Source organism: Mycobacterium sp. C31M (assembly GCF_053345865.1).
Genome location: NZ_JBKFAX010000014.1, coordinates 173,164 through 199,314, shown reverse-complemented (window position 1 = coordinate 199,314; position 26,151 = coordinate 173,164). Strand labels below are relative to the sequence as shown.

Annotated in this window: 30 protein-coding genes; 18 read left to right on the top strand and 12 right to left on the bottom strand. The window is 67.7% G+C overall.

Annotated elements, in window-relative coordinates; translation table 11 throughout:
* Positions 1 to 96: 96 nt before the first annotated feature.
* Positions 97 to 672, bottom strand: coding sequence for a hypothetical protein (locus ACLBYA_RS21745; RefSeq protein ID WP_447711514.1), 576 nt, complete (start codon positions 670 to 672; stop codon positions 97 to 99).
* A 37-nt stretch (positions 673 to 709) separates the two neighbouring features.
* A complete protein-coding gene (locus ACLBYA_RS21740) occupies positions 710 to 1,765 on the bottom strand; it encodes a 2Fe-2S iron-sulfur cluster-binding protein (RefSeq protein WP_447711513.1) in 1,056 nt (351 codons plus the stop codon).
* Between the two features lie 149 nt (positions 1,766 to 1,914).
* Here ACLBYA_RS21740 and hsaA point away from each other — a divergent pair, with 149 nt between their 5' ends.
* From hsaA to hsaB, 4 genes are read left to right on the top strand one after another with little or no spacing between them, the layout of a single operon-like run.
* Positions 1,915 to 3,099 (top strand): 3-hydroxy-9,10-secoandrosta-1,3,5(10)-triene-9,17-dione monooxygenase oxygenase subunit, encoded by a 1,185-nt coding sequence (gene hsaA, locus ACLBYA_RS21735; protein WP_447711512.1) that lies wholly within the window; start codon positions 1,915 to 1,917, stop codon positions 3,097 to 3,099.
* Between the two features lie 2 nt (positions 3,100 to 3,101).
* Entirely contained in the window at positions 3,102 to 3,974 is an 873-nt protein-coding gene (gene hsaD, locus ACLBYA_RS21730) for a 4,5:9,10-diseco-3-hydroxy-5,9,17-trioxoandrosta-1(10),2-diene-4-oate hydrolase (RefSeq protein WP_447711511.1), read from the top strand.
* Between the two features lie 20 nt (positions 3,975 to 3,994).
* On the top strand, positions 3,995 to 4,894 hold the full coding sequence (hsaC, locus tag ACLBYA_RS21725; RefSeq protein WP_447711510.1) for an iron-dependent extradiol dioxygenase HsaC: 900 nt from the start codon (positions 3,995 to 3,997) through the stop codon (positions 4,892 to 4,894).
* A 2-nt stretch (positions 4,895 to 4,896) separates the two neighbouring features.
* Positions 4,897 to 5,490 (top strand): 3-hydroxy-9,10-secoandrosta-1,3,5(10)-triene-9,17-dione monooxygenase reductase subunit, encoded by a 594-nt coding sequence (hsaB, locus tag ACLBYA_RS21720; RefSeq protein ID WP_447711509.1) that lies wholly within the window; start codon positions 4,897 to 4,899, stop codon positions 5,488 to 5,490.
* A gap of 13 nt (positions 5,491 to 5,503) precedes the next feature.
* Here the strand turns inward: hsaB and ACLBYA_RS21715 are convergent, their stop codons facing one another.
* Genes ACLBYA_RS21715 through ACLBYA_RS21705 form a run of 3 tightly spaced genes read right to left on the bottom strand, consistent with a single transcriptional unit; the run spans position 5,504 to position 8,185 of the window.
* The gene (locus ACLBYA_RS21715) at positions 5,504 to 6,511 is read right to left on the bottom strand and encodes an Rv2253/PknI dimerization domain-containing protein (RefSeq protein ID WP_447711508.1); all 1,008 of its coding nucleotides are present in this window, start codon (positions 6,509 to 6,511) and stop codon (positions 5,504 to 5,506) included.
* Entirely contained in the window at positions 6,499 to 7,278 is a 780-nt protein-coding gene (locus ACLBYA_RS21710; protein ID WP_447711507.1) for an alpha/beta fold hydrolase, read from the bottom strand. The genes ACLBYA_RS21715 and ACLBYA_RS21710 overlap by 13 nt, the downstream gene beginning before the upstream one ends.
* Positions 7,279 to 7,291: 13 nt before the next feature.
* The gene (locus tag ACLBYA_RS21705; RefSeq protein ID WP_447711506.1) at positions 7,292 to 8,185 is read right to left on the bottom strand and encodes a LysR family transcriptional regulator; all 894 of its coding nucleotides are present in this window, start codon (positions 8,183 to 8,185) and stop codon (positions 7,292 to 7,294) included.
* 74 nt (positions 8,186 to 8,259) lie between these two features.
* On the opposite strand from ACLBYA_RS21705, the gene ACLBYA_RS21700 reads away from it, so the two are divergent.
* From ACLBYA_RS21700 to ACLBYA_RS21690, 3 genes are read left to right on the top strand one after another with little or no spacing between them, the layout of a single operon-like run.
* Positions 8,260 to 9,615, top strand: coding sequence for an MFS transporter (locus ACLBYA_RS21700; protein WP_447711505.1), 1,356 nt, complete (start codon positions 8,260 to 8,262; stop codon positions 9,613 to 9,615).
* Positions 9,612 to 10,355, top strand: coding sequence for a 3-hydroxybutyrate dehydrogenase (locus ACLBYA_RS21695; RefSeq protein WP_447711504.1), 744 nt, complete (start codon positions 9,612 to 9,614; stop codon positions 10,353 to 10,355). The genes ACLBYA_RS21700 and ACLBYA_RS21695 overlap by 4 nt, the downstream gene beginning before the upstream one ends.
* A complete protein-coding gene (locus tag ACLBYA_RS21690) occupies positions 10,352 to 12,268 on the top strand; it encodes an acetoacetate--CoA ligase (RefSeq protein WP_447711503.1) in 1,917 nt (638 codons plus the stop codon). Before ACLBYA_RS21695 ends, ACLBYA_RS21690 begins: the two co-directional genes overlap by 4 nt.
* Before the next feature lie 7 nt (positions 12,269 to 12,275).
* On the opposite strand, the gene ACLBYA_RS21685 is transcribed toward ACLBYA_RS21690, so the two are convergent.
* From ACLBYA_RS21685 to ACLBYA_RS21670, 4 genes are all read right to left on the bottom strand, one after another.
* Positions 12,276 to 12,476 carry a ferredoxin gene (locus tag ACLBYA_RS21685; protein WP_447711502.1) on the bottom strand — a complete coding sequence of 67 codons (201 nt, stop codon included), beginning with the start codon at positions 12,474 to 12,476 and terminating at the stop codon, positions 12,276 to 12,278.
* 2 nt (positions 12,477 to 12,478) lie between these two features.
* Entirely contained in the window at positions 12,479 to 13,684 is a 1,206-nt protein-coding gene (locus ACLBYA_RS21680) for a cytochrome P450 (protein WP_447711501.1), read from the bottom strand.
* Between the two features lie 9 nt (positions 13,685 to 13,693).
* Positions 13,694 to 14,431: an alpha/beta fold hydrolase gene (locus ACLBYA_RS21675; RefSeq protein WP_447711525.1), complete on the bottom strand. Its 738-nt coding sequence runs from the start codon at positions 14,429 to 14,431 to the stop codon at positions 13,694 to 13,696.
* A 79-nt stretch (positions 14,432 to 14,510) separates the two neighbouring features.
* On the bottom strand, positions 14,511 to 16,487 hold the full coding sequence (locus ACLBYA_RS21670; protein ID WP_447711500.1) for an MMPL family transporter: 1,977 nt from the start codon (positions 16,485 to 16,487) through the stop codon (positions 14,511 to 14,513).
* 48 nt (positions 16,488 to 16,535) lie between these two features.
* On the opposite strand from ACLBYA_RS21670, the gene ACLBYA_RS21665 reads away from it, so the two are divergent.
* Positions 16,536 to 17,000, top strand: a complete 465-nt coding sequence (locus ACLBYA_RS21665; protein WP_447711499.1) for a MarR family winged helix-turn-helix transcriptional regulator — start codon at positions 16,536 to 16,538, stop codon at positions 16,998 to 17,000.
* Here ACLBYA_RS21665 and ACLBYA_RS21660 read toward each other — a convergent pair.
* The gene (locus tag ACLBYA_RS21660; RefSeq protein WP_447711498.1) at positions 16,987 to 18,555 is read right to left on the bottom strand and encodes a Na+/H+ antiporter; all 1,569 of its coding nucleotides are present in this window, start codon (positions 18,553 to 18,555) and stop codon (positions 16,987 to 16,989) included. The two genes, ACLBYA_RS21665 and ACLBYA_RS21660, sit on opposite strands and share 14 nt — an antisense overlap.
* A gap of 26 nt (positions 18,556 to 18,581) precedes the next feature.
* Here ACLBYA_RS21660 and ACLBYA_RS21655 point away from each other — a divergent pair, with 26 nt between their 5' ends.
* Genes ACLBYA_RS21655 through ACLBYA_RS21625 form a run of 7 tightly spaced genes read left to right on the top strand, consistent with a single transcriptional unit; the run spans position 18,582 to position 22,639 of the window.
* Complete coding sequence (locus tag ACLBYA_RS21655) at positions 18,582 to 18,803, top strand: UBP-type zinc finger domain-containing protein (RefSeq protein WP_447711497.1); 222 nt, start codon at positions 18,582 to 18,584, stop codon at positions 18,801 to 18,803.
* Positions 18,804 to 18,826: 23 nt separating this feature from the next.
* Complete coding sequence (locus ACLBYA_RS21650; protein ID WP_447711496.1) at positions 18,827 to 19,834, top strand: ATP-grasp domain-containing protein; 1,008 nt, start codon at positions 18,827 to 18,829, stop codon at positions 19,832 to 19,834.
* The gene (locus ACLBYA_RS21645; RefSeq protein WP_447711524.1) at positions 19,822 to 20,292 is read left to right on the top strand and encodes an Rv0361 family membrane protein; all 471 of its coding nucleotides are present in this window, start codon (positions 19,822 to 19,824) and stop codon (positions 20,290 to 20,292) included. Before ACLBYA_RS21650 ends, ACLBYA_RS21645 begins: the two co-directional genes overlap by 13 nt.
* 16 nt (positions 20,293 to 20,308) lie before the next feature.
* Positions 20,309 to 20,740 (top strand): rhodanese-like domain-containing protein, encoded by a 432-nt coding sequence (locus tag ACLBYA_RS21640; RefSeq protein WP_447711495.1) that lies wholly within the window; start codon positions 20,309 to 20,311, stop codon positions 20,738 to 20,740.
* On the top strand, positions 20,737 to 21,957 hold the full coding sequence (locus ACLBYA_RS21635; RefSeq protein WP_447711494.1) for an O-succinylhomoserine sulfhydrylase: 1,221 nt from the start codon (positions 20,737 to 20,739) through the stop codon (positions 21,955 to 21,957). Before ACLBYA_RS21640 ends, ACLBYA_RS21635 begins: the two co-directional genes overlap by 4 nt.
* Positions 21,958 to 21,960: 3 nt before the next feature.
* On the top strand, positions 21,961 to 22,365 hold the full coding sequence (locus ACLBYA_RS21630) for a hypothetical protein (protein WP_447711493.1): 405 nt from the start codon (positions 21,961 to 21,963) through the stop codon (positions 22,363 to 22,365).
* A gap of 16 nt (positions 22,366 to 22,381) precedes the next feature.
* Positions 22,382 to 22,639, top strand: a complete 258-nt coding sequence (locus tag ACLBYA_RS21625; protein WP_447711492.1) for a hypothetical protein — start codon at positions 22,382 to 22,384, stop codon at positions 22,637 to 22,639.
* Here the strand turns inward: ACLBYA_RS21625 and ACLBYA_RS21620 are convergent.
* Positions 22,585 to 23,457 (bottom strand): SDR family oxidoreductase, encoded by an 873-nt coding sequence (locus ACLBYA_RS21620; RefSeq protein ID WP_447711491.1) that lies wholly within the window; start codon positions 23,455 to 23,457, stop codon positions 22,585 to 22,587. The two genes, ACLBYA_RS21625 and ACLBYA_RS21620, sit on opposite strands and share 55 nt — an antisense overlap.
* Positions 23,458 to 23,584: 127 nt before the next feature.
* Between ACLBYA_RS21620 and ACLBYA_RS21615 the strand changes: the two genes are divergently transcribed.
* From ACLBYA_RS21615 to ACLBYA_RS21605, 3 genes are read left to right on the top strand one after another with little or no spacing between them, the layout of a single operon-like run.
* Positions 23,585 to 24,079 (top strand): GNAT family N-acetyltransferase, encoded by a 495-nt coding sequence (locus tag ACLBYA_RS21615; RefSeq protein ID WP_447711490.1) that lies wholly within the window; start codon positions 23,585 to 23,587, stop codon positions 24,077 to 24,079.
* Positions 24,076 to 25,185 carry an LLM class flavin-dependent oxidoreductase gene (locus ACLBYA_RS21610; RefSeq protein WP_447711489.1) on the top strand — a complete coding sequence of 370 codons (1,110 nt, stop codon included), beginning with the start codon at positions 24,076 to 24,078 and terminating at the stop codon, positions 25,183 to 25,185. Before ACLBYA_RS21615 ends, ACLBYA_RS21610 begins: the two co-directional genes overlap by 4 nt.
* 17 nt (positions 25,186 to 25,202) lie before the next feature.
* Positions 25,203 to 25,412 (top strand): hypothetical protein, encoded by a 210-nt coding sequence (locus ACLBYA_RS21605; RefSeq protein WP_447711488.1) that lies wholly within the window; start codon positions 25,203 to 25,205, stop codon positions 25,410 to 25,412.
* On the opposite strand, the gene ACLBYA_RS21600 is transcribed toward ACLBYA_RS21605, so the two are convergent.
* On the bottom strand, positions 25,402 to 26,133 hold the full coding sequence (locus tag ACLBYA_RS21600) for an MBL fold metallo-hydrolase (RefSeq protein ID WP_447711487.1): 732 nt from the start codon (positions 26,131 to 26,133) through the stop codon (positions 25,402 to 25,404). The two genes, ACLBYA_RS21605 and ACLBYA_RS21600, sit on opposite strands and share 11 nt — an antisense overlap.
* Positions 26,134 to 26,151 lie beyond the last annotated feature (18 nt).

The window sequence follows — 26,151 nt, the reverse complement described above, 5'->3', positions numbered from 1 at the left end:
CAACCCAGCAGCACCACCGACCGCACGAAAACACGCCCGGCCTTGGGGCGTCGACCCACTACGGCCTCCACACCCCTTGACTCGACCTACAGCCAGCTAACCGAAGGTGGTCCGCGCGCAGGCCGCCGGGATGCGCACGTTGACACCGCCGACGACCACCTGCATGTCCGAGCAGACGATGAAACCCTCATCGGTGCGGGGCTTGCCGGTGGACCAGTCGGTCTGCACCGAATCCCCGTCCACCGCAAAGCGTTCCCTGGGGCCGCCGCCGAAGTAGGTGACCGAGATCAGGTAGTCCGACACCGACTTGTTGGCGTGTGACAGCACGCCGTTGTGGTTGGCGCCCTTGAGTTCTCGCGGCATGCCGGCGGGGGCGCTGAACCAGGCCTCCTGCCAGACGGCGCGGTCGGTGCTGCGGATCGTGATCGTCTGGCGGGCCCAGGTCTCCTGCGGCAGCCCGATCGGTCCGGTCGGCGTCAGCAGGCTGGCCTGGGTCCGGAAGAAGCACTTGCCGTCACCGCCCGGGCAGTCCGCGGTCACCTGCATCTCCAGGGTGCCCAGCGGGGTCGGAAGCGAGGTGGTCGCGGTGTTCACCGCCGCCGTCGCCACCGCCGGGCCGCTCAGTGCGGCCGCGACGCACGCCGCCGCGGCAACTCCCAGAATCTTCTTCACAGCCATCCCTCCGGTCGTGTGCACGGTAGCCCGAGCGCTATTCGTCGTAGGTGACTTCCACCGAATCCGACTTGGGCAGCGCCTGGCAGGCCAGGATCAGTCCCTCCTCGAGATCCGACGGTTCCAGGACATCGTTGATCTCCATGTCGACATCGCCCTTGCGCATCAGCACCGCGCACGCACCGCAATGTCCTTCGCGGCACGAGAACGGCGCGTCCAGACCCTTGTTGAGCAGCACGTCGAGCAGCTTGGCCTTGCGCGGCCAGTCGATCTCGTGAGTGGTGCCGTCGAGTTCGACGACGGCCTGCGCGGGCCCGCGGTCGTCGTCCTCGTCGACCTCTATCACCACTTCCGCAAACGGATCGGAGTCGAGTGACTTGAACAACTCGATATGGATGTGCTTGGCGTCGACGGTCTTGAGTGCGGCCTCGGCGGCGGCCATGAACGGGCCCGGCCCGCAGATGAAGGCCTCGTGCGCGGCAAACGGGCGGACCAACGTGGCCAACGAATCGGTGCTGGGCAGACCCTGCACGGTCTCCAACCAGTGGATGACCGTCAGCCGGCCCGGGTGCGCGGCCGCCAGCTCGCGCAGGGCCGCGGCGAAGATCACCGAGTTCTCGTCCCGGTTGGCGTACACCAGCACGACCTGGCCGCTGCCCTCGGCGAGCGCGGATTTGCAGATCGACATCATCGGGGTGATGCCACTGCCGGCGGCCAGCAGCAGGAAGTCGGTGTCCAACGTCTTGGGCACAAAGGTGCCCGACGGCGCCAGCACGTGCATCCGCATTCCGGCATGGGCGTTGTCGCACAACCAGTTCGACGCGTACCCGTCGGCGGTGCGCTTGACCGTCACCGTCAACTCATCACCGTGCGCGGGCGAACTCGACAGTGAGTAGCAACGGGCCACCGAACCGGTGCGCTCACTGGGCACCCGCAGCGTCAGGAACTGGCCGGGGGAGTAGCGCAGTCGGTCCGCCGGCACCGCACTGCCTTCCGGGATCCCGAACACCAGCGACCGTGCGTCGGCGGTCTCCTCGACGACATCGGTCACCTGCAGTTCCAGCACGTGGCTGCCGAGTGGCTCGTCGGTCACCTCGACCCCCTCACTTCCCTCATAACTAGAACATGTTACAAAACCGAACTTATGCAGGTCCAGCCGATGATTCAGTGCGCTACTCGACACAAATCGTAACGTGTTCTAATCTTTGGCTAGTGGCGGATCTCGATCCAGGAGGCATATCAGTGACGTCCATTGAACAGCGTGACGTGCAGGCGGTTCTCGCCGGTGTCGACGATCTGCTGCCGAAGCTGCGTGAACGCGCCCCGACCGCCGAGGATGCGCGCCAGGTTCCCTACGAGACGATCAACGAACTCGACGAGATCGGTTTCTTCAAACTTCTCCAGCCCGAGCAGTGGGGCGGTCTGCAGGCCGACCCGACGGTGTTCTACGAGGCCGTCCGCCGGCTGGCCAGCGGCTGCGGTTCCACCGGTTGGATCAGCTCGATCATCGGTGTGCACAACTGGCATCTGGCGCTGTTCGACCAGCGGGCCCAGGACGAGGTGTGGGGTGAGGACCCGACGGTCCGGGTCTCCTCCTCGTACGCCCCGATGGGTGCCGGCACCGTCGTCGACGGCGGCTACCTGGTCAGCGGCGCGTGGCAATGGTCCTCCGGCAGCGAGCACGCCACCTGGGCATTCCTCGGTGGCCCGGTGATCAAGGACGGCCGTCCCGTCGACTTCGGCAGCTTCCTGATCCCGCGCAGCGAGTACACCATCGACGATGTCTGGCATGTGGTGGGGCTCAAGGGAACAGGCAGCAACACGGTCGTCGTCAAGGACGTGTTCGTGCCCTCGCACCGCTTCCTGTCCTACAAGGCGATGAACGACGGCACCGCTGGTGGCTACGAGAACAACACCGCCGCGGTCTACAAGATGCCTTGGGGCACCATGCATCCCACCACCATCTCGGCGCCCATCGTCGGCATGGCCTACGGCGCGTACGACGCGCATGTCGAACATCAGGGCAAGCGGGTCCGTGCGGCCTTCGCCGGTGAGAAGTCCAAGGACGATCCGTTCGCCAAGGTCCGGATTGCCGAGGCCGCCAGTGATATCGATGCGGCCTGGCGTCAGCTGATCGGCAATGTCGCCGACGAGTACGCACTGCTGCAGGCGGGCAAGGAGATTCCGTTCGAGCTGCGGGCCCGGGCACGTCGCGATCAGGTGCGCGCCACCGCCCGCTCCATCGCCTCCATCGACCTGCTCTTCGAATCGGCCGGTGCCACCGCGTTGGTCAACACCGCTCCGCTGCAGCGCTTCTGGCGTGATGCGCACGCCGGTCGGGTGCATGCCGCCAATGAACCCGAGCGTGCCTACCTGATCTTCGGCAACAACGAGTTCGGCCTGCCGCCCGCGGACACGATGGTCTGATTGTGACTGTCACGCAGGAGATCACGTTCGAGTCGACCTCGAGGTACGCGGACGTCCAAGCCGGCGAGCTGGCCATGCGGTTGCACTACCACGAGGCCGGTGACCCGACCTCGCAGACCATCGTGCTGCTGCACGGCGGTGGCCCCGGTGCGTCCAGCTGGTCGAACTTCGGCCGCAATATCGCGGTGCTGGCCGAGCACTATCACGTGCTGGCCATCGATCAACCCGGTTACGGCCTGTCCGACAAACACACCGAGCACGAGCAGTACAACCGGTACAGCGCCAAGGCGGTGTTGGGTCTGCTCGACAAGCTGGAGATCACCGGGCGGGTTCCGCTGCTGGGCAATTCGCTCGGCGGCGGAACCGCGGTGCGGTTCGCGCTGGACTATCCCGACCGGGCAGGCAAGCTGATCCTGATGGGCCCCGGCGGGCTGAGCGTCAACCTGTTCGCGCCGGACCCGACCGAGGGTGTCAAGGCGCTGGCGAAGTTCAACTACGAGCCGACCCGGGAGAACCTCGAGGCGTTCATCCGCATCATGGTGTTCGACCAGAAGCTGGTCACCCCGGAACTGGTCGAGGAGCGATTCAAGATCGCCAGCACCCCGGAGTCGCTGGCCGCCACCCGCGCGATGGGTAAATCCTTCGCGGGCCCGGACTTCGAGCTCGGCATGATGTGGCGCGAGGTGTACAAGCTGCGCCAGCCGGTGCTGCTGATCTGGGGCCGCGAGGACCGCGTCAACCCGCTCGACGGGGCGCTGGTCGCGGTGAAGCAGATTCCGCGGGTGCAACTGCACGTGTTCGGGCAGTGTGGACACTGGGCGCAGGTCGAGAAGTTCGACGAGTTCAACAAGCTCACCATCGATTTCCTGGGCTAGAAAGGGTAAGCGGGGAAGCCATGAGCATCAAGTCGCTGGGGTACATGCGCATCGAGGCAACCGATGTGGCGGCGTGGCGCGAGTTCGCGCTGAAGGTGCTCGGCATGGTCGAAGGTGATGGCGCGACGCCGGGTGCGCTGTACCTGCGCATGGACGAGGTCGCCGCGCGGCTGGTCATCGTGCCCGGCGACCGGGACCGGCTGCTCATCTCCGGCTGGGAGGTTGCCGATGCGCCTGCCCTGCAGGCGCTGCGCGAGACGCTGTCCAAGGCCGGGGTCGACTTCCTCGAGGGCACCCGCGAGGAGAAATCCGAACGCCGCGTCGAGGGCCTGATCCGGTTCAACGATCCGGCAGGCAATGTGCTGGAGGCCTTCCACGGCGCCCAGTATCTGGGCCGCCGGTTCGTCAGCCCGTACGGGCACAAGTTCGTCACCGGTGAGCAGGGGCTCGGTCACGTGGTGTTGACCTGCGATGACGATGCCGCCGCACAGGCCTTCTATCAGGAGGTGCTGGGCTTCCGGCTGCGTGATTCGATGAGCCTGCCGCCGCAGCTGGCCGGCCGGCCCGCCGACGGTGACCCGGTGTGGTTGCGCTTCTACGGCTGCAACCCGCGTCATCACGCGCTGGCCTTCATGCCGATGCCCAACCCGACGGGCATCGTGCACCTGATGGTGGAGGTCGAGGAGTCCGACGATGTCGGCCTGTGCCTGGACCGCGCGCTGCGCCGCAACGTGAAGATGTCGGCCACGTTGGGCCGGCACATCAACGACAAGATGTTGTCCTTCTACATCAAGACCCCGGGTGGCTTCGATATCGAATTCGGCTGCGAGGGACTCGAAGTCGAGGACCAGAACTGGGTGGCGCGGGAAAGTACCGCGGTCAGCCTGTGGGGTCACGACTTCAGCGTCGGCTTCAAGTAGCCATGGCCGCGCCGATCGACCCACGCACATTCCGAAATGTGCTGGGCCAGTTCTGCACCGGCGTCACGGTCATCACCACCACCCATGACGAGACGCCGATCGGCTTTGCCTGCCAGTCCTTTGCGGCGCTGTCGCTGGACCCGCCACTGGTGCTGTTCTGCCCGACCAAACAGTCGCGGGCCTGGCAGGCGATCGAGGCCGGCGGGCGTTTCTGCGTCAACATGCTGCACGAGAACCAGCAGCACGTCTCGGCCCAGTTCGGCTCCAAGGCTCCCGACAAGTTCGCCGGGATCGACTGGAGCCCTTCCGAACTCGGGTCACCGGTGATCGAGGGCAGCCTGGCCCACATCGACTGCACGGTCGCCTCGGTGCATGACGGCGGCGATCATTTTGTGGTGTTCGGTGCGGTGCACTCCATGTCGGAACCGGCCGACGAGCGCTTGCGCGAGGAGCATGGGTCACGGCTGACAGCTCGTCCACTCTTGTTCTACCGGGGTCAGTACACCGGTATCGAACCGGACAAGAACACCCCGGCGCAGTGGCGTGATGACCTGGAGGCATTCCTGACCACCACGACCTCGGATACCTGGCTTTGATCCCGTAGGTGTCCTAGTCCCCGACCCGCTGCAACTTCACATCCAGCTCCACCTGCGCCGGGCAGTCCCCGGTGTACTCCTGGAACGACGTCCCGGCCAGCGCCATGATCGGATCCTGCGGTCCCTGCGGCAGCGGCAGGTCATCGCGGGAAGTCTGGCGCACCTTGCCGATACCATCGGTGCACTCGGCGGCCCCCTCGGGGAAGCTGGCGGTGAAACGCCCGGCCCCGTACAGCATCACGAACAGATTGTTGGTGTCGACGGTGGACATCAGGATGACGCACCGGTCGCCGTTGCGCAGACAGTAGGTCGTCGCCTTGTAGTCGTGCGGCGGGAACGTCTGTCCGGTCTCCGGGTAGGTCTGCGAATAGGTGTAGGTGCCCCGCAGCGCGGCGCCCGGTGACTTACGCAGTGGCGGTTCGGCGGACGGGTCCGGTGGGGTGAGGGTGACCCCGTTGCCGGTCGTCGGGGTCAGATGGATGGCACGCTTGTTGGCACAGAGCGCCGGAGCGGTCGCCCAGGTGTATTCACCGGTCATCGACCCGTCCAGCTGCGGCTTGAGGGTGATCACGGTCCAGCCCGCGACATCGGTCTCGATATCGCCGACCTTGCACTTGTCGGGTGCCTCGCGGACCATCAGCCAGTCCCCGCCCAGATAGTCGAACACCATCGTCTGCAGTGCCGGGCCGCCCGGATCCTTCGGATTCACCACCGCGACCGTTGCGACACACTCGCTGCCCTTGCAGACCGAGCTGGCGACCCAGGTTTCGGTGCGGGCCGTCCCGGCGACCGGCTTACCGTCCGGCGTCGCGGTGGGGCCGACGTCGACCTTGAAGGTGCCGTCCAGGGCGGGTCCGGTCTTGGCCGCCTCCGGTTCGTCACCGCCGCCGCGGACCGTGTACAGGCATGCCGCGAAACCGCCGAGCAGGACGGCGACCAACGCGGCCGCCGCCAGTAGTTTGACGAGGGTGCGCTTGGTGTCTTTGTTCAGCCCGAGTGCCATCGCGGCTAAGGATGCCATCCCAGAGTGGCTGTCATGAACGCAATCACCGCAGTGGCGACCTCTCGATGTACCGATTCGTTGAGAACGTCGTGACGGGCGTGCGGGAATTCGGTGATCTGCAGGGCCGCGACCTGTTCGGCATAGGCCCGCACCGGGCCGATCGGTGCGATCGGATCGTTGACGCCGTGCACGGCCAGGGTGGGCACGCTCAATGTCGGCAGTTCGGTACCGAACCGGTCCCAGGCCGCGTCCAGCGCCCGGGCCAGTGGGGCGCTGTCGGATTCGACGAAGGCCAGCGGATCGTTTTCCAGCGCATCGAGATAGAACGGGTCGGCCGACAGCCACGCCGGATCCAGCTCGAGGGCGGTGTTCACGTCCAGAAGATCCGCGATCGGCGCCAGCGGCGCACCGGAGATGATGCCCGCGCGGTACCGGTCTGGTTGTTCGATGAGACGCAGCAGGGTCACCACCGACCCGAAAGAATGCCCCGCGGCGATGAGTGGCAGCCCCGGCCGCTCCCGTTCGGCAAGCTCGGTCAGCGCCTCGGCCAGTGCCGAACTCTCGGCGAGTGTGCCGAAATCCCCACGGGTGCCCGGGCTCAGGCCGTGGCCAAGCTGATCGACCGCCCACACGTCGATGCCCGCGGCGTTCAGGCTGAACGCGTAGCGGTGATACATGCCGGTGTGCTCACCGAAGCCGTGCAGGAAGATCAGCGCGGCGCGGGGTTCGGCGGTGGCCCAGTGCCGGTAGTACACGCGGCCCGCGGAGGTCTCCAGGAACGGCATGGGTCAAGCCTATTCAGCCCGCGCCGAGCAGCACAGCCTGTTGATCGCGCATCCGGTCACCGATCGCGTCGACGATGGCGGCCACCTCCGGACGGCGCAGTGTCTCGGCGCGGGTCACCAGCCAGTAGGTCAGCCGCACCGACACCTCCGCGGCCAACACCCGGACCAGATCGTCGTGGCGATCGGCCATGAAACAGGGCAGCAGGCCCAGCCCGGCGTCGGCGCGGGTCGCCTCGACATGGACGAACACATTCGTCGAGGACACCGACTGACGCATGGCGGGCGCGAAGCTGGTGGCCAGATCCAGATCGTCGACCTGCAACATGGCGTCGATGAAGTAGACCAGTGGATGTTCGGCCAGATCGGCCAGTGTCCGGGGTGTGCCGTGTCCGGCGAGGTAGTGCCGCGAGCCGTACAGACCCAGGCAGTAGTCGCCGAGCCGGAACGCCTGCGCCCGCTGCACCGTCGGTTCACCCACCACGACCTCGATATCGACGCTGGCGCGTTGCTGGCTGGCGCGTCGGGTGGCGGCGACGATCTCGACGGCCACCGCCGGATGGCTGCGCTGCACCTCGGCCGCAGCCGGCGCCGCGATATAGGCACTGAAACCGTCGGTCGCCGAGATGCGCACCACCCCTTCGAGGGCGCGCGAGCCCGCGCCGGCCAGCGAGTGCACCGCGGCCTCCACGGCCTCGGCGGCCGACAGCACCTCCCGGCCACGGTCGGTGAGCTCCCAACCCGCGCCCACCCGGGTCAGCACCCGCGCACCGATGGCCTGTTCCAGCGCGGCGATCCGGCGCGAGATGGTGGTGTGGTTGACGCCGAGTTGATCGGCCGCGCTGATGTAGCGCCCAGTGCGGCCGACTGCGAGCAGGATCAGCAGATCGTCAGCGCTGGGAACAGGCATATCTGCAGTTTTGCAGATCAAGAGTGCGTTTCTGGTCATTGTGTCGACTGTTACCTGCATGAATACTCAGGTCCATGTGTGCTGCCGATCACAATTCCCTTCAGCCCACCACAGGGCTCAAACGTGTGGTGACCGCCTCGATGGCCGGCACGGTCGTCGAGTGGTACGAGTTCTTCCTCTACGGCACCGCGGCGACGCTGGTGTTCAGCAAGGTGTTCTTCGCCCAGACGGGCAGTGAGCTCGATGCCATCCTGGCCGCCTTCGTCACCTACGCCGTGGGCTTCATCGCCCGCCCGCTGGGCGGCATCGTGTTCGGCCACTTCGGCGACAAGTACGGGCGCAAGAAACTGCTGCAGTTCAGTCTGCTGCTCGTCGGTGTCGCCACCTTCGCGATGGGCTGTCTGCCGACGTTCAACCAGATCGGCTACTGGGCGCCCGCGCTGCTGGTCACCCTACGGTTCATCCAGGGCTTCGCGGTCGGCGGCGAATGGGGCGGCGCGGTGCTGCTGGTCGCCGAGCACAGCCCCAAACACCAGCGCGGTTTCTGGGCCAGCTGGCCGCAGGCCGGGGTGCCCGCCGGCAACCTGCTGGCCACCGTCGTGCTGCTGGTCCTGACCACCACCCTGTCGGACGCGGCCTTCCTGTCCTGGGGCTGGCGCGTCGCGTTCTGGCTCTCGGCGGTGGTGGTGCTGATCGGTTACTACATCCGCACCAAGGTCACCGACGCCCCGATCTTCGTCGAGGCCCAGCAGGAGGCCGAGCGCATCAAGGCCACCTCGATGTCCGTCGTCGAGGTGCTCAAGCGTTATCCGCGTGGTGTTTTCACCGCGATGGGCCTGCGCTTCGGCGAGAACATCATGTACTACCTGGTGGTCACCTTCTCGATCACGTACCTCAAGACCCAGGTGGGTGCCGACACCAGCACGATTCTCTGGTACCTGCTGATCGCGCACGCCGTGCACTTCGCCGTCATACCGTTGGTCGGCCGGGCCTCGGACATCTTCGGTCGTCGGCCCATCTACATCGTCGGCGCGGTGCTGGGCGCGACCTGGGGCTTCTTCGCCTTCCCGATGATGAACAGTGGCAACTACGCCGTCGTCACCGCCTCGGTCACCATCGGCCTGGTCATCCACGCCCTGATGTACGCGCCGCAACCGGCGATCATGTCCGAGATGTTCCCGACCCGGATGCGCTATTCCGGTGTATCCCTCGGCTATCAGGTGACCTCGATCGTGGCCGGTTCGCTGGCGCCGATCATCGCGGTGAAACTGCTGGACATCTATGACTCGTCGGTGCCGATCGCGGTCTACCTCGGCCTGGCGTGCCTGGTGTCACTGCTGGCCGCGCTGATCAGCCGGGAGACCAAGGGCATCGACCTGAAGACTCTCGACGAGGCCGATGCCCGCGATATCGCCGGGGTGCGGGTGTGAGCCTTGCCGGAAAGACCGCACTGGTCACCGGCGCGGCGGCGGGGATCGGGGCGGCCTGCGCCCGCGAACTCGCCGCCCGCGGCGCCAAGGTCACCGTCGCCGACCGGGACGCCGAGAACGCCGCGGCACTGGCCGACGAGATCGGCGGCACCGTGTGGGCGGTCGACCTGCTCGACACCGCCGCACTGGAAACGCTGCGTCTCGACGTCGACATCCTGGTCAACAATGCCGGTGTGCAACGGGTGGCGCCCATCGCCGAATTCCCGCCCGAGGCGTTCCGCATGCTGCTGACGCTGATGACCGAGGTGCCCTTCCTGCTGATCCGGGCGGCGCTGCCGTACATGTACGCAGGCGGTTTCGGCCGGATCATCAATCTCTCATCGGTGCACGGACTGCGGGCCTCGGAATATAAGGTCGCCTATGTGACGGCCAAGCACGCACTGGAGGGGCTGTCCAAGGTGACCGCGCTCGAGGGTGGCCCGCGCGGGGTCACCAGCAACTGCGTGAACCCCGGCTACGTGCGGACGGCATTGGTGGACAAGCAGATTGCCGATCAGGCCCGCACCCACGGCATCGACGAGCAGCAGGTCGTCGAGCAGATCCTGCTCAAGGAGAGCGCCATCAAACGACTTGTCGAACCGACCGAGGTGGCCTCGCTGGTGGCCTGGTTGGCCTCCGAAGAGGCCTGCATGGTGACCGGCGCGTCCTACACCATGGACGGCGGGTGGAGCGCCCGGTGACCGAACCCCAGTGGGTGCCGACCGCAACCGATATCGCCGACGCGCAGGTCAACGCGTTCGCCCGATTCGCCGAGGTCGACGGTGACTACCACGCGCTGTGGCAGTGGTCGGTCGACGATCCCGCGGCGTTCTGGGGTGCGCTGTGGCGTTACTTCGGTCTCGGTGACATCCCCGGGGAGGTACTGGAAGACGATGCGATGCCGGGCGCGACGTGGTTCCCCGGTGTGCAACTCAACTATGTCGACCAGATCGTGCGGCAGGCCCGCGCGGACCGCCCCGCCATCCTGGGTGTCAGTGAGGGCGCCGGCACCGTCGAGCTGTCCTGGGCCGAACTGCTCGGTCGCACAGCAGCTTTGGCGGCCACGCTCACCAACCTCGGGGTGCGGCCCGGTGACCGCGTGGTGGGGTACTTGCCCAATATTGCCGAGACGGTCATCGCGTTCCTGGCCACCGCGTCGATCGGTGCGGTGTGGAGCGCGTGCGGGCAGGACTATTCGGCCAAGGCGGCCCTGGACCGGCTGGGCCAGCTGGAGCCAGTGGTCTTGGTGACCGCCGACGGCTACCGCTTCGGCGGCAAGACCCACGACAAGAGCGCCGATGTCGCCGCACTGCGCGCCGGGCTGCCCACACTCAAGGCCTGCATCTCGGTGTCGCGACTGGCGCCGACGCCGGCCGAGTACCTGGATTTCGCCGCCGTCAGCGCGGCAGAGGCCGAGTTGTCCACGACGCCGGTCGATTTCGACCATCCGCTGTGGATCCTGTTCTCCTCGGGCACCACCGGGCTACCCAAGGGCATCATGCACGGTCACGGCGGGGTGCTCGTCGAACATCTTAAAGCCGTTGCCCTGCAGAGTGATATCGGCCCAGGCGACACCTTCTTCTGGTACACCAGCCCGAGCTGGATGATGTGGAACTTCCAGGTCGCCGGCCTGCTGGTGGGCGCCACCATCGTCTGCTACGACGGCAGCCCGTCGGCTCCCACCCCGGATGCGCTGTGGGAGTTGGCGGCACGACTGGGGGTCACCGTGCTGGGCACCAGCCCCGGCTACGTACTGGGCTGCGCCAAGTCCGGTGCGGTCCCGCGCACCGATCACGATCTGTCTTCCCTGAAGACCGTCGGCATCACCGGCTCGTCGTTGCCGCCGTCCACCGCGCTGTGGATGCGCGACAACCTCGGCGCGCATGTACAGGTCGCCTCGATCAGCGGCGGCACCGACGTGGTGTCGGCATTCATCGGCGGGGTGCGCACCGTGCCGGTGTGGCCCGGTGAGCTCTCCGCGCCGTTCCTCGGTGCCGCGCTGGACGCCTGGGACGAGTCGGGAAATCCGGTGCGCGGCGAGGTCGGCGAGCTCGTCATCACCAAGCCGTTGCCGTCGATGCCGGTGGCCTTCTGGAACGACCCGGACGGATCCCGTTATCGGGAGGCGTATTTCGAGATGTTCCCCGGTGTCTGGCGCCACGGTGACTGGATCACCATCACCGAGCACGGCAGCGTGATCGTGCACGGACGGTCGGATTCGACCCTGAACCGGCATGGTATCCGGATGGGCAGCGCGGACATCTATCAGTCCGTCGAGCGGCTACCCGAGATCGCCGAGGCGCTCGTGATCGGGGCCGAGCAGCCCGACGGCGGTTACTGGATGCCGCTGTTCGTGGTGTTGGCCGACGGGAACACGCTCACCGACGAGCTGCGCGACAAGATCAAGGCGACCATCCGCACCGAGGTCTCGCCACGGCATGTGCCCGATGAGGTCATCGACGCCCCCGGCATCCCGCACACCCGTACCGGCAAGAAGCTCGAGGTGCCGATCAAGAAGCTGTTCCAGGGCGCCGACGCCGCCAAGGTGGTCGAGCGCAGCGCCGTCGACAACCCGGACCTGCTCGACTGGTACGTCTCGCAGCGTCGAACCTGACGCGAAGCTACGCGCCGTCTCCGACAAGTTTCAGTGCCGAGGCGGGGCACAGCTTCACGGCCTCGCGGGCATGGCCTTCCTCGGCGGCGGGGACATCCTCGGCGAGCACCATCACGACACCGTCGTCATCCTGGTCGAACAGCGCATCGGCCACCATGACGCAGTTACCCGCGGTGATGCAGCTGTCCTGATCGGCTTCAACTCTCATCGTCACCACCTCACTGCCAACGACCGTAACCCGTAGATGAAGTGGAACGAGCGGAAATCGACATCCTCGAAGGGTTCGGCCAGTGCCAACCCCGGGAACCGGCGCAGCAGAGCAGGGAAGGCGATCCGCATCTGCATCCGGGCCAGCGGCGCGCCCAGGCAGTGGTGCACGCCGTGCCCGAACGCCAGATGTCCGGCCGCGCCCCGGCGCAGGTCCAGGTCGTCGGGGTGGTCGACGAACCCCGGATCCCGGTTGCCCGCGGGCAGCGAGGCGAACACCAGCATCCCCGGCGGGATCCGCACCCCGGCCACCTCCACCTCGGTGGTGGTGAAGCGCGGGATCGCGTGGTGCACCACCGAGAGCCAGCGCAGCAACTCCTCGATGGCCGGGCCGATGGCGTCCGGGTCGTCGCGCACCAGCGCCAGCTGATCGGGGGACCGCAGCAGCGCCAAAGTCCCCAGCCCCAACATGTTCGACGTCGTCTCATGCCCGGCCAGCAACAGTAGCCCGGCGATGCCGACGAGTTCGTCATCGGTCAGTTCGGTGCCGTGTTCGCGGATCAGCATGCCCAGGATGTCCTCGCCCGGATCACGCCGTGCGCGTGCCACCAGGCTGTGCATGTACTCCCGGCTGCGGCGCTGCAGTTCCATCCGGTCGGCGATGGGCAGCGACAGATCGAGCTGACGCGCCGAGCGGGCCTCGAAATCCGGGCGGTCCTCGATGGGCACCCCGAGCAGCTCACAGATCACCAATGACGTTACCGGCAAAGCGAATTCGGAGATGAGGTCCACCGGCGGCCCGGCGGCAGCCATGGCATCCAGGCGCTGTTCGACGATCTCGGTGATGCGTGGTTCCAGCCGCTTCATCCGGCGGATGGTGAACTCCGGGGTCAGCATGCGTCGCAGCCGCTGATGTTCGGGCGGGTCCTGACCGAGCAGGTTGCCGGCCCGGGCGCGGGCCGCCTCCTCCTCGGACATCGCCGGCGCACCGGGCAGCGCGAAGCCCGGCGGCCGGGTGTTGGAGAAATGCTCGTGGTCGGCCAGCACCGCCTTGACGTCCTCGTACCGGGTGATCAGGTACACCGGGTTACCCAACGCGCTGATGACCGACTGCACACCGGCCTCGGAGCGGATCGCGCCGAGTTCGGGTACCGGGTCGAAACCGTTGCGCCGCATATGCACCGGGGGCAACACCTGGCTGGCTGTCATGTCCACACGCTACGCGCCGAACACAAAGTTGGAGATCAGCGCGTTGACGAGGCGCGGATTCTCCAGCGCAGCCAGATGCGCGACGCCGTCGAGCACAGCGCTCGCGGCGCCTGGGATGGCGGCCGCCATTGCCAGCGTCTCGGCCACCGGGAATGTGGCATCCTCGGCGCCGGCGACGACCAGTACCGGGGTGCGGATACGGCCCAGCAGGTCGAGTTGATCCGGCCGTCGCGGGACCACACTGGTGACCGCCCACGCACTCGATCGCACGTCGACGGCGCCGGCCGCTCCGCGCACAAACGCCACCACCTCGGAGCGCTCGCGGAACGTCGTCGGACCGAGAAACGCCTTGAGCACCTCGCCGGTCAGCGGACCCCGAATCCCGCCCAGCGCCTTGGCCGCCCGCAGCAACAACCCGTACTCGAGCCGCTGCCGTCGCCCGGCCGCCGAACCGGTGCAGTTCATCAGCACCGCCCGCCCGACCCGGTCCGGGTGCAGCGCGGCGAACGTGCCACCGATCATCCCACCCCAGGAGTTCCCGACGAAATGCGCCCGGTCGACCCCGAGCCCGTCCAGCACGTCCACGACACACTGCGCACAATCGGTGAAAGTGAAACCTGCCGTGAGCTTCTCGCTGCCGCCGTGCCCCGGTGGGTCGATCAACACCACCCGTGCGCGCTCGCCGAACGCCGCGGCCTGACCGGCCCACATGTCGCCGGTCATCAACAGACTGGGCCAGAACAGCATCGTGTCCCCGGTGCCTGCGGTCTGCACCCGCAGTCGGCCCAGCCTGGTCGTCACGGTCCGTGCGTCCACGGACCTCACGTTAACGTTCGGCGTGCAGCCCCGGCCACCAGATCCGCGGACCGATCAGGGTGAACAGTGCCGGGATGATCACGGTGCGCACCACGAAGGTGTCCAGCACGATGCCCAGGCCGACGATGATGCCGATCTGGGTCAGCACGATCAGCGGCAGCACACCCAGCACGCAGAACACCGCGGCCAGCACTATGCCGGCGCTGGTGATCACCGCGCCGGTCGCCGAGACGGCCCGCACGATGCCGTGGGCGTTGCCGTACTGCGGGGTCTCCTCCCGCGCCCGGGTCACCAGGAAGATCGTGTAATCCACCCCGAGGGCGACCAGGAACAGGAACGCGAACAGCGGGGTGCCGTTGTCCAGGGCGGGGAAGCCGAACAGGTGCACGCTGGCCCAACCGCCGATGCCCAGGGCAGCCAGCGCGCTGAGCACCGTGACGGCCACCAGGATCAGCGGCGCCAGCACCGAGCGCAGCAGTACGAACAGCACGGCCAGCACCACCGCCAGGATCGCCGGGATCACCACCATGCGGTCACGCTGTGCGGCGGTGGCCGAGTCCCGCGCCTTGGCATCGGACCCGCCGACCAGCGCGTCCGGGCTGGCGGCATGGACCGAAGAGCGGAGCGCATCAACGGTTTCGAACGCCTCATCCGAGGCGGGTGCGGCTCCCAGGACCACCGACCACTGACTCAGCCCGGTGTCCGATACGCCTGCCGGCCTGGCCGACACCACGCCGTCGGTCTGACCGATCGCCTGGGTCACGGCGCCGGCGTCGGCGGTGGGTGCGATGACAACCGTGGGATCGGTCAGCCCGCTCGGGAAGTGTCGGGACAGCGTGTCATACCCGGTCACCGACTCGGCCTGCACGCGGAACTGCTCGGTCTGTGACAGTCCGACCGGGGTGCCCACCAGCCCGAGGCACAACGCGGCCAGCGCGGCGAACGCGCCACCGGAGACCCAGCCCGGTCGCGCCGCCACCCAGGAGGCGATCCGGTGCCAGACACCGTTGTCGGTGAGCGCCTTGGCGCCGACGGCGGGGATGAAGGGCCAGAACAACTTCCGGCCGAACAACCCCAGGAACGGCGGCAGCACCAGCAGCACGAACACCGCCGCGACCACCAGACCCGAGGCGGCCTGTACACCCAGGCTGCGGTTGCTCGGCGCCGACGCGAACGCCAGTGTCAGCAGGGCCAGCACCACGGTGGCATTGCTGGCCAGGATGGCCGGGCCGGCGGCACGGACCGCCACCCGGACCGCCTCGCGGTGATCGACCCGGACACCGAGTTCCTCGCGGTAGCGCGAAATGAGCAGCAGCGCATAGTTCGTGCCCGCACCGAACACCAGCACACTGGTGATACCGCCGGTGGACCCGTCGGGATTCAGACCGAACCCCGAGGCCACCGCCGTACCCACCACCGAGCCGACCCGGTCGGCGAACGCGATGGCCAGCAGCGGCACCAGCCACAGCACAGGGGAGCGGTAGGTGACGATGAGCAGCAGTGCCACCACCGCCGCCGTGACCGCGAGCAGCGTGAAGTTGGCTCCGGCAAAGGAATTCGCGATATCGGCGCCGAAGGCCGGCCCGCCGGTCACCTGCGCCTGTAGCCCCTCGGGCAGTCGGTCAGTTGTCGCCGTCCGCAACTCCTCGACGGCGTCGTTGAGCGCGAACCCGGACAGCTCGGCAGGCAGCGGTGACACCGACACCGCGGCCAGGCCGTCCAGCGATACCTGCGCGCCTGGACCGGCCGCGGCGGTATCGGCCGGGTTCAGCGCGCCGCCGTCGGTCCGGGTGAACACGATGATCGCCGGCGCCTGATCACCACCGGGGAACTCGCTGCGCAGAGCGTCGACCCGCGCGGATTCCGCCGAGGCGGGGACTGCCACCGGCGACTGCGAGGCGGCGTCACCGCCGCTGAGCAGTGCCAGACCGGAGCCGGAGACGACGATCACCAACAGCGCCACGAGCCAGGAAACGCGACTGGACATGACCAGAATATTTCAGAAACTTAACTATTTATCAACTAAGCTGCCCGGATGCCCCGTGAGGACCTCGAGCGCGTGATCGCCGCCGACGTGCGTGCCCTGACGGCCGAGTCCGATCAGATCGGCCGCGACTTCGCGAGTCGACATGACGTGAGCGCCAACGATTTTCGTGCGCTTCTGCATGTCATGGTGGCCGACGCCGCAGGTGAGCCGCTGACCGCGGGCGAGCTGCGCAAACTGGTGGGCACCTCTGGCGCGGCCGTCACCTATCTGGTGGAACGGATGATCGCGGCCGGGCATCTGCGTCGCGAGACCCATCCCGATGACCGCCGCAAGGTCATCCTGCGCTACGACGATCACGGTCTGGCGGTGGCCAGGGATTTCTTCACCCCGTTGGCCGAGATCAACAGCCGGGCGATGGCCGACCTACCCGATGCCGACCTGGTCGCCGCGCACCGGGTGTTCACCGCGCTGCGCGGCGCCATGCAGGAGTTCCGCACCGCTAACCGCGATTGAGGGTCGCCTCCTCCAGATCCAACCCGTGCAGCACCTCACGCAGCACCTCGTCGTCGATATTGCCGGCATCACGCTCGGCGATGAACACCTCGCGTTCGGCGGCCAGCATCTCCAGGCGCAGTGCGCGGAATGCCGCGGCCGGGCTCTGCCCGATCTCGTCCTCGCTGCGGCCCAACCGTTCCCACGCCGCATTACGACGCGCGGTGTTCCACTTGCGCAGCACCTCGGCGGCGCTTTCCTGGATCGCTGCGCCCTCGGTGCGCTGCCGCTCGAGCAGTTCGTCGAGCCGCTCGGCCGCCGCCCGGGCCGCCTTGTCCTGCGCGGCGGCCTGAGCCAGCGCATCCGACTGCGCATCGTCACCCTGAACACCGAACCGCCGGATCACCCACGGCAGCGTCAGCCCGTGCAGCAGCAACGTGCCGACCACCACCACAAAGGTCAGGAACACCAACTGATCCCGGCCCGGGAAGGCCTCGCCGGACAGCGTTGTCAACGGCACACCGAACGCCGCGGCCAGCGACACCACCCCGCGCATCCCGGCCCAGGCGACCACAAACGTCTCACCGACCGAGGGGCGCGGCGACCGGATGAACGCAAACGCGTACACCCACACGACCCGCACCGCGATGGTGGTGGCCAGCACGGCGACGGCGGACACCACGATCCGTGTGGCGGACAGATCCGACAATTGATGTACCACCGACGGAAGTTGCAGGCCGATCAGCAGGAAGGCGAACGACTCCAGGATCAGCTGCAGCGCCCGCCACACCGCATCGTCCTGCAGTCGGGTGGCGTACCCGGCGTGGGTGGTGCTGCGCTGCCCGATCATCAGCGCCGCGATCACAACGGCCAGCACCCCGGAGGTGTGCACCTCCTCGGCCAGCAGATACACCACGAATGGGGCCAGCAGCCCGATCGCGCTCTCGACCAGCGGGTCGTTGAGCCGCGACCGCAGGAAGGTGATCGCCGAGCCCGCCACCACCCCGACGACCACACCACCGGCGGCGGCCAGCACGAAGGTCCCCAGCCCGGACACCCAGCCGGTCGACGCTCCGATCGCGGCCGTCAGGGCGACCTTGTAGGCGGTGAGCGCGGTGGCATCGTTGAGCAGACTCTCGCCGCCCAGCAGCGTCATCACCCGGCGCGGCAGCCCGAGCCGACGGCCCACCGCCGTCGCCGACACCGCATCGGGCGGGGCCACGATGGCACCCAACGTCAGCGCCGCGGCCAGCGTGAACTCGGGCACCACCCGGTAGGCGACGAATCCCACCGCGAGCGTCGTGATCAGCGGCATACCGACCGCCAACATGCCGATCGCGCCGGCCCGCCGACGCATGTTCACATAGCTGCTCTCCAGCCCCGCCGACCACAGCAGCGGCGGCAGGATCACGAACAGCACCAGCTCGGGATCCAGTTCGACACCGTCGAAACCGGGGATGTTGCTGGCTGCCAGCCCCGCCAGGACCAGCGCCAGTGGAGCCGACACATCGAACCGGCGGCTGATCCCGGCGAGCAGCACCCCGGCCACCAACACCGCCAGCAGCGTCACTCCCACACCCGGCCCACCTATCCTCGATCACCATGCTCAAGCGATCACGACGACGCGCTACCGCGAGCCGCTGCGAACACCTGCTGTCGACGGTAGAAAGCGTAGAACCGGCACCGGTTACTCCCGGGTGCTGCGATTCCAGCCCGTATCAGCACGCGACCGCGCACTTCCGTCAGGCCGGTCATCCGGTGATGCGCTCGGCGGAACCCGGCGAGTCGTGGCGCTGGTGCTATGTCGACGCCCGGGTCGGCTGAGGATCTGGCAGGCTGGTCTGGCGATGACAAGGCACGCCGAGAAAGCTGATCCGCACGCCACCCCGGCGGCACCGGTGGTGCTGCTGCGCGGGGAGATCGCGACGCTGCGTGAGTTGACGTCGGCTTTCGAACGCCTCGGCGCGGTGGTCACCACCGACGAGTCCGATGCGCACGATGCCGTGGTGTCGCTGGATCTCGATCTGGACCGCGAGGCACTGCGCACGCTGGCCGCCGACGAACTCGGTCTGCCGACCGCGCCGTTCTGGTTCGCCGGCACCCTCGACGAGTTGACGGCCATCGTCGACCACGCCGGATTCCCGCTGACGGTCACCCCGGTCGCCGGTGCACCCGGTGCGGACCGCTCGGTGCTGTTACGTCCCGAGGATGTCCGACCGGCCTGGGAGGCCGCAGGCCGCGGCCGGGTGATGGCCGAGACCGTCGTCGACATCGATGACGAGGTGACCCTGCTGACCGTGCGGACGGCCAGCGCCACCGGACCCGTCGTGCATTTCGCCGAGCCGATCGGGCACCGGGTCGCCGAGGACGGCACGCTGTCGGCGTGGCAGCCGCACCGGCTGACCCCGGCGGCGGCCGATGCCGCCAAGTCGATCGCCGCCCGCATCGTCAACTCGCTCGGCGGCCAGGGTGCCTTCGCGGTGGAACTGCTGGTGCGCGGTGACGAGGTCTACTTCGCCGGGGTGCGGCCGCGGCCGGTCGACGCCACCCTGCTGACGCTGCGCACCCAGCGCCTGTCGGTCTTCGATCTGCATGCCCGCGCGGTGCTCGGCCTGCCGGTCGACACCATCATGGTCACCCCAGGTGCCGCCGCGGTGGGCGCGACCGGTGACGCTCCGCCGGCCACGCCGGAGGTCGCCGCCGTTCTGACCCAGGCATTGGAAGTGGCCGAGAGCGATGTGTGGCTCTTCGACCAGGGACTTGGCGCGGCGTTCGCGACCGCACCGGACGTCACGGTGGCCCGTGACCGTGCGCAACGCACCGCGGTGGCGCTGCGTAAGCTCTGGCAGTCGTGAACGATGACAGCGGGGATACCGACCGCGATCGACCGACGGCGACACCGTTTCTGCTGGCGCTCGTCATCATCGTGATTGTGATCACCGGGATTTTTGTGATCAACAGCGGCGGTGGTGACGGGGACCCCGAGCAGATCGGTCGGGCCGTCGTCGCCCAGAACGACGCCCTGCAACGGCAGGACTACGCGGGGTTCACGGCGAGCACCTGCGCCGCCCAGCACAGCACCGAGGACGAGGTGCTGCAACGGCAGCGCGATTCGGTGGCCGACAAGGGCGAGCGTTATGTCGACGGTGCCGGAAACGTCCGGGTCGGCGATGACGGCAACAAGGCCTGGGCGACGGTGAAGTATCACTTCGGCGACGAGGAAGATGCCGCCGAGAAGACCCAGGAGACCGTGGAGATGACCTTCATCCGCGAGGACGGTGCCTGGAAGGTCTGCTCGCCGGGTCCGGCCTAGCCGTTACGGTATGGGAGTGTCCACATCCGAGAGTCCGGGTTACGCCGGAGACATCACGCCCGAGCAGGCCTGGGAGCTGCTGTCCGCCAATCCCGAAGCCGTGCTCGTCGACTGTCGTACCGAGGCCGAATGGCGCTTCGTCGGGGTACCCGACCTGGCGCCGCTGCGCCGCGACGTGGTGTACGTCGAATGGACCAAGACCGACGGGTCGCACAACGACGACTTCATCGACGATCTCGGCAAGGCCGGCGTCGCCCCGGGTGAGCGTGCGGTGGTGTTCCTGTGCCGCTCCGGCAACCGCTCCATCGGGTCGGCGGTGGCGGCCACCGCCGCAGGTATCGGTCCGTCCTACAACGTGCTCGACGGCTTCGAGGGCAATCTCGACGAGAACGGGCACCGCGGCGCGACCGGCTGGAAAGCCGTCGGTCTTCCCTGGAGGCAGTCATGAGCGCCCCTGACCAGCCGGTGCCCTCGGTCCGCATCCCGGCCCCGCTGCCCGACGGTGTCAGCCAGGCCACCATCGGGGTGCGCGGCGGACTGCTGCGGTCGGGTTTCGAAGAGACCGCCGAGGCGATGTACCTGACCTCGGGTTACGTCTACGACTCCGCCGCCGACGCCGAGAAGGCCTTCACCGGCGAGATCGACCGCTACGTCTATTCGCGTTACGGCAACCCGACCATCTCCATGTTCGAGGAGCGCCTACGGCTCATCGAGGATGCCCCGGCCGCCTTCGCGACCGCGACAGGCATGGCGGCGGTGTTCACCGCGCTCGGTGCGCTGCTGGGCGCCGGTGACCGGCTGGTCGCCGCCCGCAGCCTGTTCGGTTCCTGTTTTGTGGTGTGTAACGAGATCCTGCCGCGCTGGGGTGTGGAGACCGTCTTCGTCGACGGTGACGACCTGTCCCAGTGGGAGCAGGCACTCAGTGTGCCCACCCAGGCGGTGTTCTTCGAGACACCGTCGAACCCGATGCAGTCGCTGGTCGATATCGCGGCGGTCTCCGAGCTGGCACATGCCGCCGGGGCAAAGGTGGTGCTGGACAACGTCTTCGCCACCCCGCTGCTGCAACAGGGCATGCCGCTGGGTGCCGACGTGGTGGTCTACTCCGGCACCAAGCACATCGACGGGCAGGGCCGGGTGCTCGGCGGTGCCATCCTGGGCGACAAGGAGTACATCGACGGCCCTGTGCAGAAGCTGATGCGCCACACCGGTCCGGCGATCAGTGCCTTCAACGCCTGGACCCTGCTCAAAGGCCTTGAGACGCTGGCGGTCCGGGTGGACTACGCGAACCGGTCGGCGCAGCGGGTGGCCGAGTTCCTGGAGGACGTCTCGGGTGTGAACTGGGTGAAATACCCTTTCCTGCAGTCACATCCGCAGTACGACCTGGCGCGCAAACAGATGCGCGGCGGTGGCACCGTGGTCACCTTCGAGCTAAATGGCGGCAAGGATGCGGCCTTCAAGGTGCTCGACAAGCTGCGCGTCGTCGACATCTCCAACAACCTGGGCGATGCCAAGACACTGATCACCCATCCGGCCACCACCACGCACCGTGCGATGGGGCCGGAGGGCCGCGCGGCGATCGGCCTCGGCGACGGTGTGGTGCGCATCTCGGTGGGCCTGGAGGGCACCGAGGATCTGATCGCCGATCTGGACCAGGCGCTCGGTTAGTACATGTCCAAGGCCTCGGATGCGAAAAAAGCGCGTCGCAAGAAACGCAAGACCGCCGGTGACGCCCGCTGGGTCCCGGAGGCCGTCATCGACCAACTGTCGGCCATCCAGGACGCGGTGGTCGCCGACCTGGCCGAGTTCGACGAGCGAATCACCGAGCGCGGCTGGACCTTCGACGAAGAAGAATCCGATGACGATTACGCCATCTGGTTCTACGAGCCGTCCGGGGCGCAGGTCGAGGCGGGCGTCGCGGTCACCTCACTGTGGCTGGATGCGGCCGAGGACGGCACCCTGGTGCACGTGACCTTCGTCGGGACGACGGCCAAACACACCTTCAGTCATGACGATCTGTTCGCCCGACTGGATGCCATCGAGGCCTACCGCAACGGCGACCCGGAGTTCGCCTGAGGAAGGCCGGCGTGGCGTGCTGCGGGTCGGCTACCTCATCGGTACCGGTGCCGATCTGCTGTTCCGGCTGGTGCGGCATTTCGAATCCGCCTACCCCGAGGTCACCGTCGAACCCATCGAGTTCGATTTCGCCGACCCTACCGCCGGTGACTGGGCGCGGGCGGCGGGCACCATCGACTACGAGATCTTCACCGGGATGGGCGGCCGGACGGAACGCCGTTACTTGCCGTCGGACTCGATGACACCCTGCGCGGCGCGGGCGCGATCCTCATAGGCCTGACGCTTGCTCTTGTCGAAGTCCAGGAACACCGTGTCCAGGCCAAGAGCCTTGTTCATCAAGCGGCGGCCCTTGGGCGGCAGCATCTGCGCGGCCTGCGCGGTGAACCGCAGCGGCGGGGGCACCGACACATGGGTCTTGGGCTTGTCCAGCGTCTTGACGATCGCGGTGGCGATCTCCTCGGGCTCGACCGGCTTGATCGCGCCACCGGATTTGGTGCCCGAGATCAGGTCGGTGTTGGTGAACGGCGGCATGACCACCGAGACGTTGACTCCGTGCGGTGCCATCTCGTCGGCCAGCGCGGTGGACAACCCGACGACGGCGTACTTGGCGCCGACGTAGACGACCTGTCCGGGCAGCGGGATCAGCCCGGACAGTGAGGCGATGTTGATGATGTGGCCGCTGCGGCGGCGGACCATATCCGGCAGCGCGAGCTGGCAACCGGTGAGCACGCCGTAGACGTTGACCTCCAGCGAGGACCGCACCGACTGCTCGGTCTCTTCCAGGAAGGGGCCCACGGGCATGACGCCGGCATTGTTGATCAGGACGTCGATATGCCCAGCCGACCCAGCTCCCGCGTCGGTGCGCGCCTTGTCCAGGAACGTCTCGAAGGACTGGCGGTCGGTGACGTCGAGTGGGTAGCCGGATACCTGGCCGAGCTTGGTCAGTTCGACGACCGCCGACTCCTGCAGGGCCACGTCACGGTCGCCGATGACGACGCGGGCGCCGCGGGCGAGCAGGGCCTTGGCGGTGGCATAACCGATACCCCGAGCGGCGCCGGTGATCGCGATGGTCTTGCCCCTGATGTTGTCCATGGCGGCGAACTTTACACGTGTCAAGTTTTTCGCGGAAGAGGGGCCGGCCTGGTGTTACTTACGATCAGGCTGAGCAGATGGTGCGGTCCGGAATGCGCCGGGCCGCGACACGTTGGACATTCAGGTGATGGCAGGAGCAACTGTGGAGACTGTGCGCTTCGTCGCCGTGGGTCAGGACGATCCGCGGGCCGAACCGCTGCTGGCCGAACTCGCCGTCGAGTACTCCACCCGATATGGCGGCACCGAGGCCGGTGTCGCGCGCTGGCTGCGCGGTCACCCGGCCGCCGAGTTCGCCGCTCCCGACGGTGCGCTGCTGATCGGGCTGCTCGACGGCGTGCCCGTCACCGGTGGCGCGTTCCAACGGTTCGACGCCGACACCGCCGAACTGAAACGCATCTGGACCGCCAGCGGGCATCGCCAGCGCGGCTACGCCAAGGTGCTGCTGGTCGAACTGGAGGCACTGGCCGCCGATCGCGGATACCGCCGGGTCTATCTGACCACCGGAGACCGCCAGCCCGAGGCCGAGAAACTCTACGAATCGGCGGGTTACACCCGACTTGCCGAGCCGCTGCCTGCCGAAGGCGACATCTACCCCATCGCATTCGAGAAGGCGTTGACATGACGATCCCGCTCTCCATCCTGGACCTGGCACCGGTCACCGCGGGCAGCGATGCCGCGACTGCGCTGCGCAACACCGTGGACCTGGCCCAGCACGCCGAGCGGTGGGGGTATCGCCGGTACTGGGTCGCCGAACACCACTATGTCGCGGTCGCCAGCGCGTCACCGGCGGTGCTGATCGGTCAGATCGCCGCGGCCACCGAGACCATCCACGTCGGCGCCGCCGCGGTTCAGTTGGGCCATACCACCGCGATCGCCGTCGTCGAAAGCTTCGCGACGCTGGACGCTTTCCATCCCGGCCGTATCGATCTCGGGGTGGGCCGCTCCGGACAGCGCCGCACCGAGGCGGACAAGGAGAAGCCCCGCGAACCCAAACCTGCTCGCGTCCGCCATGAGATCGACGGTGTGCTGATCCCCGCACCGTTCGATATCGCGGCGCTACTGCGTAATCCACGGCTGAAGGCCACCATGGGCACGCTGCAGCAGCCCGAGGCCGTGGCCCCCGACTTCGGTGATCAGGTGGCCGATATCCTCGCGCTGCTCGACGGTAGTTTCCAGGTCGAGGGCCACCATGCGCACGCCACTCCCGGTGAGGGAACCGCGTTGCGGCCCTGGGTTTTCGGTAGCAGTCGCAGCCAGAGCGCGCAGGTGGCCGGCGTGCATGGACTACCGTTCGTGGCCGCCTACCACATTGCCCCGGCCACTGCGCTGGAGGCGATCGAGGCCTACCGCAACGCATTTCGCCCGTCCGATGCACTGCCCGAGCCGTATGTCGTGGTGTCCGCCGATGTGCTGGCAGCCGAAGATTCGGCCACCGCGCGCCATCTGGCGAGCAGCTACGGCCACTGGGTGCATTCCATCCGGGCCGGCGGCGGTGCGGTGCCCTATCCGGACCCGGACACCGTCGCCCCACTCACCGATGAGCAGCGGGCGCTGGTCGCCGACCGCACCGAGACCCAGTTCGTCGGCGACCCGGACGAGGTGGCACAGCGGCTGGCCGCGCTGGCCCGGGTCACCGGTGCCGACGAACTCGTCATCACCTCGGTGGCGCACAACCACGGCGACCGGCTGCGCTCACACGAGCTGATCGCCAAGGTGTGGGCAGGATGATTTCGTAAACTGGTCCCGTGCCCCTGCCCCTCGTCGGCGTACTGATCCTGGTCGGCGCCGTGATCGTGGTGCTGCTCGGTGTCGGTCTACGTGCATTGCTCGCCCGCAGGCGCGGTATCGCCGATGACGCCGAACTCGACGAGAAGGTCCTGATGCCGACCATCGCCGTGGCCTGCGGACTGGTGGTCACGGCGGTGTTCCTGTTCGGTTATGACCTCATCGGCTAGCGCGCTCGGCCGCCTCACGTATCGAGCCGTGCCACACCGGTCCGTGTCCGGGTAACAGCACCTCGGTGTCCAGCAGGCCCAGCGCGGCCAGGCTGCGCAGGCACCCGTCCTGATCGTGGTTGAAGATCGTCGGCAACAGCTGCGGGCCGCGCCGGGTGCTCAACGGGTGCCCGGTCACCAACGCGTCACCGGCGACGAGCACACCGTCGACCAGATACGAACAGTGCCCGCCGGTGTGCCCCGGGGACGGCACCGCGACCGGTGTGCCGGGCAGGGTGGCCGCGACGGCTTCGTCGAGGGCCTGTGTGGTGGGGATGCCCTCATGGCTCAGCCCGCCCTTGCGCACCAGCGCCAGCGTCCACGCGAGATAACGCGGATTCCAGGCCCGGGCCAGCACATCGATCGGGGCGACCTGCTCCAGATACTGCCGCTGGGCATGCCCGACCTCGGCGGCATGCGTATACACCGGCGTGCCATGGGTTTTCGCGAACCAGATCGCCGAACCCAGGTGATCCACATGCGCATGGGTCAGCAGGATCGCCCGCACATCCTCGGGACCGAAGCCCAGTTGACGCACCGAATCGACGACCTCGCCGCGGTGTCCCGGATAGCCCGAGTCGATCAGCAGTACCCCGGAATCGTCGGTGACCAGCGTCCAGTTCACCAGGTCGGTCTGGGCGAAGTGGACGTGCTCGGTGACGGCCGTCAGAACCGGTGCCATAGGGCGAGTGTAGAAACA